The organism is Methylobacterium oryzisoli (genome assembly GCF_046557895.1).
In the GTDB taxonomy this organism is placed as follows: Bacteria; Pseudomonadota; Alphaproteobacteria; order Rhizobiales; family Beijerinckiaceae; genus Methylobacterium; species Methylobacterium oryzisoli.
This window is the reverse complement of sequence record NZ_JBKIBX010000001.1, coordinates 424,409-436,557: the sequence shown is the minus strand read 5'-3', so window position 1 is coordinate 436,557 and position 12,149 is coordinate 424,409. Positions and strand designations below refer to the sequence as shown.

Genomic DNA, 12,149 nt, shown 5'->3' with positions numbered 1-12,149 from the left:
CCACTACAGCGCAACTTTCACGAGGCCGACGAAGGTGCGCCGCCCGTCCCTGATCCGGCTTCGGGCATCGAGCTTGTAGGTCGTGCGCGTCACGGCCTGCTTGACGTTGCCGCCGATGACGTCGACCTCGCCGGTGCGGACCGCGACCACGATGTCCGAGTGACTGCAGAAGCTGGCGGCCGTGCCCTGCCGGATCTTGGACAGCTCGGTCCTGGCGGCCGCGAAGGTCGAGGGCGGTGTCCGGCACCCGTCGCCGGTCCGGCTGGCCCAGAGAAGGTCGCCGACGGCGACCGGAGCGGTGCCGGGATCGGCGAGCGACAGCCCCGGGAAGGTGCCCGCATCGATCTTAGAGACGTAGATCGAGTGGTTCTCGTGGTAGGGAAAGCCGGTACCGGCCCCGGCCTGGCTGAAGCAGTAGGAGATGAACGCGGCCGACCACGCCGGCGGGTCGCGGCCGTCGAGGTCGCTGCCGACCGCTTTCCAGTATTCGCCGACGAAGGTCCAGAACGGATGCTCCGCCTCCATGCGGGAATTGGTGAACCCGACCAGGGTGCCGTCGATCGCCTCCGCAGGCCCGCCCCAGCGGGTCCATTCGCGCCGCGCCACGGTGACCAGAGCATCGACGAAAGCCATCGCCCGTCTCCCGTCAGACAAAGTCGCCCGTCGAGCGGGACCATTTCTTCCGTCTCAGCGCCGCGCGGCGGGTCTGGAGCGCCTGCTTGAGGTTTCTGACGCGCTCCGGCTGCGACACCGCGCCGACGTCGAGCAGGGCCTCGAAGGGCCTTCTGGCGTTCAGCGCCTCCTGCAGGTCGGAGAACCCGGCGCGGCCCTGATGGCGCACGTCCATCACGACGCAGCAGAGGTCGGCTCCGAGCCCGTCGAGGCCGAGCCGCCGATCCGCCTCCTTCATCAGCCGGCGCGCCGTGTTCACCATGTGCTGGACCTGCAGCAGGCGCGCCTCGGGATAATTCACCGTCCAGTGGATCAGCTTCGCCGCGGCGACAACCTCGGCGTCCTCGACGTCGTCCAGGGTCGGATTGAGATAGAGCTGCAGCGGCTCCGTCGACTGCGCGGTTTCGAGCGGGACGACCTTGTTGTCCTCGACCTTGACGATGCGACCGCCGCGCACTTCGAGGTTCGGGAAGTAGTCAACGACCTCGGGCCGCTGCAGCATGTCGCGGAACCAGCGGATGAAATCGCCGTCGGGCACGTGGGCCGCGAACTGCCCGAACCCGAACGTGAAGCGCGCCCGATCGTAGGTGTTGAGGGAGATGAAGCTCTGCCCCTCGCAGATCGCTGTCGGTTCGATGAAGTCCGCCCAGAAGGGGTGGATCTCCGCATAATCCGCAGCGAGGTACTTCTGCCGCTTCGCCTCGTCCGAGCCGAAGAAGCTGCCGTCGTTGGATAATCCGAAGCGCTCGACTCCGGTCCTCCTGTTGCGGAACGTCACCTTCGCGGCGATCGGGAACGCCGTCCTGCCGTCAGGCCGCGCCGAGAAGCGCTTTCCGTCACGCACCACATCGAAATGAATGGCCACGGGCGGTCTCCCCGAAACGAGGGAAAGGCCTTCGGATAGCCGCCATGCTAGAGATTCATCTTGATCCGTGCAAGTACTGCCCGGCCTTGCCGGCGCAGATCTCGGACCTTGATCTGACCTCGTCTGCGGCCGGCCGGACGGCCCATGGTGTCCACGGCCGCCCGGGAGGCGGGCGGCATCGCCCGCAGCCGTGACCAGGGGCGGGCCGGCGACGCGTCAGGCCATCTGCGGCCGCGTCACCTTCGCCTCGATCGCGTCCCACACCGCCACCGCGAGGTCGGGACCGCCGAGGCGCTTGATCGCCCGGATGCCGGTGGGCGAGGTGACGTTGATCTCCGTGAGGTGGCCGTCGATGACGTCGATGCCCACCAGGATCAGCCCGCGGCGGCGCAGCTCCGGGCCGATCCGCTCGCAGATCTCGCGCTCGCGCGCGGTGAGCGCGGTCGCCCCGCCGGTGCCGCCCCGCACCATGTTGGAGCGGATGTCGTTGCGGGCCGGCACGCGGTTGACGGCCCCCAGCGCCTCGCCGTCGACCAGGATGATGCGCTTGTCGCCCTCGCTGATCTTCGGCAGGAAGCGCTGCACCACCCAGGGCTCCCGGAAGGTCTGGGCGAAGAGGTCGTAGATCGAGCCGAAATTCGGGTCGTCCGGCGTCACCCGCAGCACCGCGGCGCCGCCGTGCCCGTGCAGCGGCTTCATCACCACGCTGCCGTGCTCCTCGCGAAAATCCTCGATCTCGCGGCGGTCGCGGGTGATCAGGGTCGGGGGCATCAGGTCCGGAAAGGCCGTGACGAACAGTTTTTCCGGGGCGTTGCGCACCTCGAAGGGGTTGTTGACCACCAGCGTGGCCGGATGGATGCGCTCCAGGAGATGGGTCGCCGTGATGTAGGCGAGGTCGAAGGGCGGGTCCTGGCGCATCAGCACCACGTCCGCCCCCGCGAGGTCGATGCGCTCCGGCTCGCCCAAGGTGGCGTGCGCGCCCTCGACATCCTGCACCCGCAGGGCCTCGACCCGGGCGGTGACGCGCCCGTCGCGCATCGAGAGCCGGTCGGGCGTGTAGTGCAGCAGCCGGTGGCCGCGCGCCTGCGCTTCGAGGAGCAGCGCGAAGGTGGTGTCGCCCGCGATGCGGATGCTCTGGATCGGGTCCATCTGGACCGCGACGGTGAGGGACATGGGGAGGGTCCTCCGGTCGCGGGCCTTATCGGGCGGCCCGACCCTCCTGGCAACGGCCCGCCGCGCCGCTCCTCTCAAGAAAGGCCCCGCTCGCGGGGGGCGGGCGGGGCCTTGGTAAGGGCTGGACGCGGCGCGCTCAGGCGCCGCGCAAGATGCGGGCCGGTGGGACCGGCGCCGGGCTCACGCGGCCTTGCGGTTCACGCGGCTCTCGGCGAGCGCCGTCAGCTTCTTGTCGGCGGCTTTTTCCTCGTCGAGGGTCTGCTGCAGCGGCGCCACCACTTGGGTGTGGCCGAGCTGCCGGGCATGCGCGATCAGCGTGCCGTAGCGGGTGATCTCGTAATGCTCCACGGCCTGGGCGGCGGCCAGCATGGCGGCGTCGCGCACCTCGGCGTCGTCGGTGTCGCCGATGATCTCCTCGGCCTCCTCGATGATCCCGTCCATGGCGGCGCAGCGCACGCCCTTGGCCGGCTGGCCGAGGTCCTGGAAGACCCGTTCGAGCCGCTTGATCTGTCCTTCCGTCTCCCGGAGGTGCGTCTCGAAGCCCTGCTTGAGCTGAGGATCGCTCGCCTTGGCGATCATCTTCGGCAGCGCCTTGGTGATCTGCTGCTCGGCGTAATAGATGTCCTGCAGCGTGTGATGGAACAGGTCGTCCATCGTCTTGATCGGCTTGGAGAACAAGCCCATGACGTCTCTCCTCGTGATGCATCGCCCGGCCCGCTGAGCGGCCCGGACCCATCTGCCGGGGCAACGCCACCCCGCTCGCGCGGGTTCCTGAGAAACCCTCCCGGGGTATCAGCCCCGCTCCGGGCCGGCCGGGTCCTCGCCGGGCCAGTCGACGATGCGGTCGAGGAGTTCCTCGGTCTCGAATTCCTCCTCGGTGCCGCTCACGCGCCCGCGCACTGAGATGCCGGCCTCGTGCACGGTGCGGCGGCTGCCCGAGACCAGGGGATGCCACCAGGGCAGGTCGCGCCCCTCGGCCACGAGGCGGTAGGCGCAGGTGGGCGGCAGCCAGGGCAGCGTGCGCACCGCCTCCGGCGTCAGACGGACGCAGTCGGGCACGCGCGTCTGGCGCCGGGCGTAGTCGCGGCAGCGGCAGGAGGCGGCGTCGAACAGCGTGCAGGCGACGTCCGTGTGGTGGATCTCGCCGGTATCCTCGTCCTCGAGCTTCAAGAGGCAGCAGCGCCCGCAGCCGTCGCAGAGGCTCTCCCACTCCGCCGGGCTCATCGCGTCGAGCGTCTTCTCGCGCCAGAACGGCGGGCCGGCCGGCGCGAGCGCGGCCTTCGCGAGCGCGGCCTTGGGCTTGGCGGCCAAAGGGAAAGTCCTTAGGTGGCGGGATCGTCCCCTCCCTCTGCCGCAGGTACCGGTGCGGCACAAGCGCGGCAGGAGCGTGCAACCGGAGGATCTCCGGAGCGATCCCCTCGGGCCTCGGTACTCCTGCGACCTCGCGCCCCGGTGATCGGCGCGCCATATCGGGCGAGGGACGGGCGAACCGCCGCGGCCCCGCGCGCGTTTCCGGAACCGAAGCGCGGCCGTTCGCGGACCGCCCCGGTCTCGCGATCCGCCGCGAGACTTGGTAGGATCATCGCTCGTCGCTCGTCGTCCGGTCGCGGGCCGCCAAGGAATCTCCGCCGTGCCGCTGAACCGGCCTTCCTCGCTCTGGACACGCCTCGGCCGCGCCGCGCTCGGGTTCGACGCGTGGGTGAACGCGAGCCTCTACGGCGGCGGCCGCTCGTTCGGCGACGCCTACGAGCGTTTTTCGGAGGTGATGCGCCGCCGCTTCACCGTGCGGGGCGTCAAGCGCGGCGTGCTCGACCTCGCCAGCGAGGGCGTGACGCTCGGCTTCGCGGGCGGCCTCGTGGTGCTCACCCTCGCGCAATCGGCCTTCAACCAGACGAGCGAGAACTGGCTCAAGGCCCAGGACCTCGCCGTGACCTTCCTCGACCGCTACGGCGTCGAGGTCGGGCGGCGCGGCATCAAGCACGACGATTCGCTGCGCATCGACGAATTCCCCGACGTGCTGGTGAAGGCCCTGATCTCGACCGAGGACCGGCGCTTCTACGAGCATTGGGGCATCGACCCGATCGGCACCGCGCGCGCGCTCACCGTCAACGCCCGCGGCGGCGGGCACGTGCAGGGCGGCTCCTCGCTGACCCAGCAGCTCGCCAAGAACCTCTTCCTCACCAACGAGCGCTCGCTGGAGCGCAAGATCAACGAGGCGTTCCTTGCCCTCTGGCTGGAATTCCACCTCTCGAAGAACGAGATCCTGAAGCTCTACCTCGACCGCGCCTACATGGGCGGGGGCACCTTCGGGGCGGCGGCGGCGGCCGACTACTACTTCGGCAAGAACCTCAAGGACATCACGCTGGCGGAAGCCGCCATGCTGGCGGGCCTGTTCAAGGCGCCGACCAAGTACGCGCCGCACGTGAACCTGCCGGCCGCCCGCGCGCGGGCCGCGGACGTGCTGCACAACATGGTGGAGGCCGGTTTCCTCACCGAGGGCCAGATCCAGTCGGCCCTGCGCAACCCGGCGACCCCGGTCACGCGCTCGCGCGACGTCAGCGCCGATTACTACCTCGACTGGGCCTTCAACGAGGTGAAGCGGCTGGCCGACGACGGCAAGCTCAAGAAGGAGCGGGTGCTCGTCGTCAAGACGCCGCTCGACCTCTCGATCCAGCGGCGCGCCGACCAGACGGTCGAATCGGTCCTGCGCAAGTACGGCGACGCGTTCGAGGTCGAGCAGGGCGCCATGGTGGTGATGGACCCGGACGGGGCCGTGCGCGCGATGGTGGGCGGGGCCGATTACGGGCAGAGCCAGTTCAACCGCGCCACCGACGCGCTGCGCCAGCCCGGCTCCTCGTTCAAGCCCTTCGTGTACGCCGCCGCCCTCTCCACCGGGCAGTGGCGGCCCGACAGCAAGGTGGTGGATTCCCCCGTCTGCATCGGCAACTGGTGCCCGGCGAATTACGGCCGCTCCTTCGCGGGCTCGATGCCGCTCTGGATCGCGGTGGCGAAGTCGATCAACACCATCCCGGTCAAGTTCTCGATCCAGATGGGCAAGGCGCTGGGCGAGACGCACGACGCGCGCGCCGCCAAGCTCGGCCGGGCCAAGATCATCGACACCAGCCGCCGGATGGGCCTGACCACGACGCTGACCGACTCAGTCTCGCTGCCGATCGGCTCGGCCGAGGTGACGGTGATCGACCAGGCGGCCGGCTACGCGGTCTTCGCCAATGGCGGGCGGCGCGCCAAGCCCTACGCGGCGGTGGAGATCCGCACCTCCGCCGGCGAGGTCATCTACCGGCACGACACCAGCGAGCCGGCGCCCGAGCAGGTGCTCTCCACCCGCGTCGTCGCCGACATGAACTACATGCTCAACAAGGTGGTGGACGAGGGCACGGGCCGGAAGGCGGCGATCGAGGGGGCGCGCACGGCGGGCAAGACCGGCACCACGAACGCCTACAAGGACGCGTGGTTCGTCGGCTACACCGGCAACTACGTGGCGGCGGTCTGGTACGGCAACGACGACCATTCCTCGACCAAGAACATGACCGGCGGCTCGCTGCCGGCGCTGACCTTCCACGAGGTGCTCCAGCCCGCCCACCAGGGCATCGAGCTGAAGCCGCTGCCGGGCTTCGAGGGCGACAAGCCGGGAGCGCAGGCCGCCAGCAAGGCGCCGAGCGCCCCCTCCCCGACGCCCGCCGCCCCCCCCGGCACCCTGTCGCGGCGCTCCTTCGAGGTGTTGGGCGGCATCGGCACGCTCTTCCGCACCGTCGAACCGGCGCCGGGCCGCGCGGCGATGCGCGAGGTCGGCACGGCTGGTCCCTTCGCGGAGGGCACCGCCCCGGCCAAGCGGGTCGCGACGCCCTGAGACGCCGGCCTCGGCCGGGACAGGACGGCGACGTGGTCCTCGTGCCGAGCCCGGCCGGGCGATCAGCGCGCCAATTCCCGCAGGCCGAGCCGGATGAGGGTCTTGGCCTCGGCCCCCTCCCCCGCCCCCTGGAGCGCCGCCGCCACCGCCGCGGAGGCCTGGATCTGCGGGTAGCCGAGATTGACCAGCGCCGAGATCGCGTCGGCGACGGGCTGGGGGGCGGTGCGCTCCTCGATGGCTCCGGTGAGGCGGATCAGGGCGGGGTCCACGGGCGCGAAGGCCGGGGCCTTGTCCCGGAGTTCCGCGACGAGGCGGGCGGCGAGCCGGGGGCCGACCCCGGGCGCGCGGGCGACCGAGCCCTTGTCGCCGGTGGCGATGGCGGTGGCGAGGTCGGCGGGCTCCAGCACCGACAGCACGCCGAGCGCGACCCGCGTGCCCACCCCCTGCACGGTCTGGAGCAGGCGGAACCACTCGCGCTCCGCGTCCGAGCGGAAGCCGTAGAGCCGGATCATGTCCTCGCGGACGTGGGTCTCGATCGCGAGGTCCGTCGCCTCGCCGATCGGCGGCAGCCGCTGCAGCGTGCGCGCCGAGCAATGCACCACGTAGCCGACGCCGTTCACGTCGAGGATGACGAAGTCCTCGCCGTAGGAATCGACGACGCCCTTCAACTTGCCGATCATGTGAGGTCCGTGCCGGGCGCGCATCCTTGAGCGGCGCCGTGGTTCGTGGGATCTGATCGACGCCATATCGACGACCGCGATCCCAGCCACAAGGTGACCACATGAAGCGCGCGTGCCTGCTGGCGTGGCTCCTCCTCGCCGCCCTTCCGGCGGCGGCGCAGGAGCCCGTGCCGCCCACGACCGATCCTTCCCAGGTGCGGCCCGGCCGCTACGTGCTCGATCCCGCGCACGGCAAGATCACGTGGTCGGTGAGCCATCTCGGCTACTCGACCTATTACGGCCAGTTCACCGACGTGGCGGCGGACCTGACCCTCGAACCCAAGACCCCGGCCCAGAGCCGGCTGACGGCGCGGATCGGCACCGCGAGCATCGACGGGCTCAACGACACGTTCAACCGGCACGTGCGCGGCCCCGACTTCTTCGACGCCGCGCACTTCCCCACCGCCACCTTCGCCAGCACCGGCGTGGAGCCGACCGGCCCGACCACCGCGCGGGTCCTCGGCGACCTGACGCTGAAGGGCGTGACGAAGCCGGTGGTCCTCGACGTCACCTTCAACCAGGCCGGCACGAACCCGATCGACAAGGCCTACACGGTCGGCTTCGACGGGCGGGCGCTGATCCGGCGCTCGGAGTTCGGCGTCAGCGCCTTCCTGCCGGCGATCGGCGACGAGGTGACGCTGCGCCTCGAAGGGGAGTTCAAGGCGGCCCCCTGAGGCGGCGAGCCCTGAAACGCCAAGAAGCCGCCGCCCGGGCGGGCGACGGCTTCCGTTGCAACACCGAATGAGGAGACTCAGGCGGCCTCGGCGAGCTTCTTCTCGATCTCGCGCTTGAGCAGGCGCGCGTTCTGCGACAGGTCCGTCTCGCCGGACTTGACCAGGAACGCGTCGAGCCCGCCGCGGTGCTCCACCGTGCGCAGGGCGTTGGCCGAGATGCGCAGGCGGACCGAGCGGCCGAGCGTGTCCGACAGGAGCGTGACGTTGCACAGGTTCGGCAGGAACCGGCGCTTGGTCTTGCGGTTCGAGTGGCTCACCAAGTGGCCGGTGAGCACGGCCTTGCCGGTGAGTTCGCAGCGGCGCGACATGGTCTTCAACCCTTCAAATCTGATCGTCCACGGACCGGCCACGCTCACGCCGGGCGCTTGAGAAGCGACCGCGGCAGGGACCCGACCGCGCGAAAGCCTGGAAGGCCCACGCCTCTAGGCGAGTGACCTCGTTTCGTCAAGCCGAGGGCCGTGCGCCCCCGGAGCCACGGGGGCAGCGCCCGCGCCGTGAGACGAACCGTTAACCTTAAACTCGTCACGATGCCGCGCGATTCAAGCGGGCGGCGCTCCCGGGCGCCCTCACCCAGAACGGCTGTGCTCTCCCATGCGTGCGACGTCCCTCCTTCCGGCCTTCCTCGCCTCGGGCCTGCTGCTGGCGACGGGGCAGGCGGACCCGGCCGCGGCCGCGCGGGCGCGCGGCGGCGCCTCGGCCAACGTGACGGTCGATTACGGGATCATCCTGGCGGGCGTGCCGATCGGCACCGCCAAGGTGGTGGGGTCGCTCGACGGCCCGCGCTACCGGATGGACGTCAGCGCCCGGCTCACCGGGCTCGCCGGCGCGATCACCGGCGGCTACGGCTCGGGCCGGGCGAGCGGACAGGTGGCGCCGACGGGCCGGCCCCAGCCGGGCACCTTCGCGATCTCGTCCCACTCGTCGAGCGCCTCGATCACCGTGCGCATGGCGCTCACCCGCGGCAACGTCGTGGCCTCCGAGATCGCCCCGCCGCTGCTCGTCGATCCCGAGCGCGTCCCGGTGAACGAGACCAACAAGCGCGGCATCATCGATCCGGTGAGCGCGCTGCTGATGCCCGCGCAGGGCCGCGGCAGCCTCACCGACCCGGAGAACTGCAACCGCGTGATCCCGGTCTTCGACGGCGCGACCCGCTTCGACGTCGTGCTCAGCTACGGCGAGACCCGGCAGGTGGACAAACCGGGCTATGCCGGCCCGGTCCTCGTCTGCAACGCCCGCTACCGGCCGATCGCCGGCCACCGCCCCGACCGGCCGGGCGTGAAATTCATGGAGGACAACACCGACATGTCGGTGTGGCTCGCGCCCGTCGAGGGCGCGCGGGTGCTGCTGCCCCTGCGCATCGCGGTGCGCACCATGCTCGGCACCAACATCATCGAGGCGACCCGCTTCGACCGCGGCGGGCCTGCGGGCGACACCGCGCAGGCCGTCGCGCAGTAGGCCGCTCAGTCCAGCGCCGCCCGCACCGCCTCGGGCAGCGCGTAGGATTCCGCCGGCCCCGGGAAGCGGCCGGCGCGCACGTCCTCAGCATAGGCCGAGAGCCCGGCCTGCAGCAGCCCGTAGCCGTCCACGTAGGTGCGCACGAACTTCGCCTTGCGGCCCGGCAGCAGGCCCAGCAGGTCGTGCAGCACCAAGACCTGCCCGGAGCAGTCCGGCCCGGCCCCGATGCCGATGGTGGGGATGGCGAGCGACTCGGTGATGCGCTTGCCGAGTTCGGCCGGGATGCCCTCCAGCACCAGGGAGAAGCAGCCCGCATCCTCCATGCGCCTGGCGTCGTCGAGGAGGCGGCGGGCGGCCTCGACGGCCCGGCCCTGCACCTTGAACCCGCCCATCGCGTTCACGCTCTGCGGCGTGAGGCCGAGATGGCCCATCACCGGGATCTCGCACTCCACCAGCGCCCGCACGGTGGGCACCCGCGCGGCGCCGCCTTCGAGCTTCACCGCCGCCGCCCCGCGCTGCAGCAGGCCGCCCGCGTTGCGGATCGTGTCGGCGAGGTCGAGGTGGAAGCTCAGAAAGGGCATGTCGGCGACGAGGAGGGCCCGGGGGCGGCTGCGCGCCACCGCCTCCACGTGGTGGTTCATCATCGCCATGCTGACCGGCAGCGTGGTGTCGAAGCCCAGGCACACGTTGCCGACGCTGTCGCCCACCAGGATCACGTCCACCAGCGGGTCGACGAGCCGCGCCATCGCGGCGTCGTAGGCCGTCACCATGACGATGCGCCGGCCGTCCGCGCGCCAGGCCTGCAGCATCGGGATCGTGACGGGCGGCTCGGTCGCGGGGGCGGGCGGGCGCTCGGTGTGGTGGCTCATGGCGTTTCCTCGGAATGGGGCGCGGCGGTCCGTGCGGTCAGGCCGCGCCCGAGCGCCGTCACGGCGGTCTCGATCTGCCCCCGCAGCACCGGTTCGCTCAAGGTCATCAGTTTTTCGTCGAGCCCGAGGCTGACGATGCCGTGCGTCGCCGAGAAGAGGGTGCGGGCGAGCAGCGCCCGCTCGGCCCCGGCGAGGTCCGGCCGCAGGACCGCGAGCGGCGCCTCGATGTGCCGGAAGAGCCGCACCTGCTCGCGCATGTACCAGTCCGGCGGCATCGCGGCCATGCGGTGCTGGAAGAGCGCCCGCCAGCGGGTCGGGTGCTCCATGGCGAAGCACTGGTAGCTCACGGCCAGCCGCACGAGGTCGCCGATGGCCGCCTCGGGGTCGGGCGGTCCGCTCCCCTCGGCGGTCGCGGTCCGCACTGCCGTGATGGTGCTCTCGAACAGGTGCAGCGTGCGCAGGTTCACGCTCAGGATCAGGGCGTCGAGATCGGGGAAGACCGTGTAGATCGCACCGACCGCGCAGCCGGCCTCCCGGGCCAGGTCGCGCGCCTTGAGGGCACCGAGCCCCCCCTGGACGATCGCCGCCTCGGCGGCGTCGATCAGGGCGGCCCGCAACTGCTCGCGGCGCTCCTCCGTGCTCATCCGCGCTCCTTTCGTGAACGGCGTTCAAAAAAAGGCTTGAACGCCGTTCAAAGCTGTGGGAGGGTGCATCCGTGAACAACGTTCACGAAACCGGAGCCCCTCATGCTCAAGATCTTCGCCACTCTCGCCCGCGGTGCCGCCGCCCGCGCCTGCGAGGACCTCATCGACCAGAATGCCCTGCCGCTGCTCGACCAGCAGATCCGCGAGGCCGCCGCAGCCCTCGACGGGAGCCGCCGCGCGCTCGCCCACGCGGTGGCGCAGGAGGGCGCCGACGCCAAGCACGAGGCCGCGCTCGCGGCCCGGCTCGCCGACCTGGAGCAGCGCGCCGTCGCGGCGCTGGCGGGCGGGCGCGAGGACCTCGCCACGGAGGCCGCGGAGGCCATCGCCGGGCTGGAGGCCGAGATCGAGGGCCTGCGCGCGGCGCGCGCCGCCTTCTCGAGCGAGGTCGAGGCCCTGCGGCGCACGGTGCGGGAGGGCGGGCGCCAGCTCGCCGAGCTGGAGCGGGGCCGGCGCCTCGCGGAGGCCGCCGAGGCGGTGCGGCGCCTGCGGACGCGCCGGGGCGAGGGCGTGCCGGGCGCCGCCGCGGCGCTCGCGGACGCGCAGGCGACGCTGCGCCGCCTGCGCGAGCGGCAGGCGCGCGAGACCGCCGTGGCCGAGGCCCTCGCGGTCATCGACGCGGCCGAGCCCGCCGGCGTCGCCGAGCGGCTCGAAGCGGCCGGCTTCGGCCCGCGCACCAAGCCCAGCGCCGCGGGCGTGATGGAGCGCCTGCGCGCCAAGGCCGCCGGCACACCGACCGCCGGCACGCCGAATGCCGGCACACCGGCCGCCTGATCCCCGCCCGACCCGTCTCCCGCCAGCCAAAGGATTCATCCCATGAGCACGCAGACCGCCCAGACGCACACCTCGGCCTGGGTCGCCTTCACGTACGCCTCCTTCATCGGCTCCGCCACCATGGTGGCCGGCGGGATCCTGTTCCTGCCGCTCGACCTCTGGATCAAGGGCTACCTCGCCATGGGCGTGACCATGCTGGTCCAGTCCTGCGTCACCCTGGTCAAGACGGTGCGCGACGTCCACGAGGGCAAGCGCATGGTCAACCGGATCGAGGACGCCCGGGCCGAGCGCCTGCTGATGGAGATGAGCAAGGAGTGAG

At 71.4% G+C, this 12,149-nt stretch carries 14 protein-coding genes; 5 read left to right on the top strand and 9 right to left on the bottom strand.

The genetic code is table 11. From position 1 onward, the window contains the following. Positions 1–3 precede the first annotated feature (3 nt). From ACKUB9_RS02160 to ACKUB9_RS02140, 5 genes are all read right to left on the bottom strand, one after another. Positions 4–633, bottom strand: a complete 630-nt coding sequence (locus tag ACKUB9_RS02160) for a DUF2272 domain-containing protein (protein WP_407519007.1) — start codon at positions 631–633, stop codon at positions 4–6. A 13-nt stretch (positions 634–646) separates the two neighbouring features. Next, positions 647–1,537 (bottom strand): hypothetical protein, encoded by an 891-nt coding sequence (locus ACKUB9_RS02155; protein ID WP_407519005.1) that lies wholly within the window; start codon positions 1,535–1,537, stop codon positions 647–649. Positions 1,538–1,753: 216 nt separating this feature from the next. After that, the gene (gene gshB, locus ACKUB9_RS02150) at positions 1,754–2,710 is read right to left on the bottom strand and encodes a glutathione synthase (RefSeq protein ID WP_407519003.1); all 957 of its coding nucleotides are present in this window, start codon (positions 2,708–2,710) and stop codon (positions 1,754–1,756) included. Positions 2,711–2,890: 180 nt separating this feature from the next. Next, on the bottom strand, positions 2,891–3,394 hold the full coding sequence (locus ACKUB9_RS02145; RefSeq protein ID WP_407519001.1) for a YciE/YciF ferroxidase family protein: 504 nt from the start codon (positions 3,392–3,394) through the stop codon (positions 2,891–2,893). A 108-nt stretch (positions 3,395–3,502) separates the two neighbouring features. Next, positions 3,503–3,934, bottom strand: coding sequence for a YcgN family cysteine cluster protein (locus ACKUB9_RS02140; RefSeq protein ID WP_407519106.1), 432 nt, complete (start codon positions 3,932–3,934; stop codon positions 3,503–3,505). Positions 3,935–4,340: 406 nt separating this feature from the next. Here ACKUB9_RS02140 and ACKUB9_RS02135 point away from each other — a divergent pair, with 406 nt between their 5' ends. Then, entirely contained in the window at positions 4,341–6,578 is a 2,238-nt protein-coding gene (locus tag ACKUB9_RS02135; RefSeq protein WP_407518999.1) for a transglycosylase domain-containing protein, read from the top strand. A gap of 62 nt (positions 6,579–6,640) precedes the next feature. On the opposite strand, the gene ruvA is transcribed toward ACKUB9_RS02135, so the two are convergent. Next, entirely contained in the window at positions 6,641–7,258 is a 618-nt protein-coding gene (ruvA, locus tag ACKUB9_RS02130) for a Holliday junction branch migration protein RuvA (protein WP_407518998.1), read from the bottom strand. 101 nt (positions 7,259–7,359) lie between these two features. On the opposite strand from ruvA, the gene ACKUB9_RS02125 reads away from it, so the two are divergent. After that, entirely contained in the window at positions 7,360–7,971 is a 612-nt protein-coding gene (locus ACKUB9_RS02125) for a YceI family protein (RefSeq protein ID WP_407518996.1), read from the top strand. Between the two features lie 77 nt (positions 7,972–8,048). On the opposite strand, the gene rpmB is transcribed toward ACKUB9_RS02125, so the two are convergent. Then, on the bottom strand, positions 8,049–8,339 hold the full coding sequence (gene rpmB / locus ACKUB9_RS02120; protein ID WP_407518994.1) for a 50S ribosomal protein L28: 291 nt from the start codon (positions 8,337–8,339) through the stop codon (positions 8,049–8,051). A 283-nt stretch (positions 8,340–8,622) separates the two neighbouring features. Here rpmB and ACKUB9_RS02115 point away from each other — a divergent pair, with 283 nt between their 5' ends. After that, positions 8,623–9,486, top strand: a complete 864-nt coding sequence (locus tag ACKUB9_RS02115) for a DUF3108 domain-containing protein (protein WP_407518992.1) — start codon at positions 8,623–8,625, stop codon at positions 9,484–9,486. Between the two features lie 5 nt (positions 9,487–9,491). Here ACKUB9_RS02115 and panB read toward each other — a convergent pair whose 3' ends face one another. Both panB and ACKUB9_RS02105 read right to left on the bottom strand, forming a co-directional pair. Then, on the bottom strand, positions 9,492–10,355 hold the full coding sequence (gene panB / locus ACKUB9_RS02110) for a 3-methyl-2-oxobutanoate hydroxymethyltransferase (RefSeq protein ID WP_407518990.1): 864 nt from the start codon (positions 10,353–10,355) through the stop codon (positions 9,492–9,494). Continuing rightward, positions 10,352–10,999 (bottom strand): TetR/AcrR family transcriptional regulator, encoded by a 648-nt coding sequence (locus ACKUB9_RS02105; protein ID WP_407518988.1) that lies wholly within the window; start codon positions 10,997–10,999, stop codon positions 10,352–10,354. The genes panB and ACKUB9_RS02105 overlap by 4 nt, the downstream gene beginning before the upstream one ends. Positions 11,000–11,101: 102 nt before the next feature. Between ACKUB9_RS02105 and ACKUB9_RS02100 the strand changes: the two genes are divergently transcribed. Beyond that, positions 11,102–11,830, top strand: coding sequence for a PspA/IM30 family protein (locus ACKUB9_RS02100; protein ID WP_407518986.1), 729 nt, complete (start codon positions 11,102–11,104; stop codon positions 11,828–11,830). 42 nt (positions 11,831–11,872) lie between these two features. Continuing rightward, entirely contained in the window at positions 11,873–12,148 is a 276-nt protein-coding gene (locus ACKUB9_RS02095) for a YiaA/YiaB family inner membrane protein (RefSeq protein ID WP_407518985.1), read from the top strand. Position 12,149 lies beyond the last annotated feature (1 nt).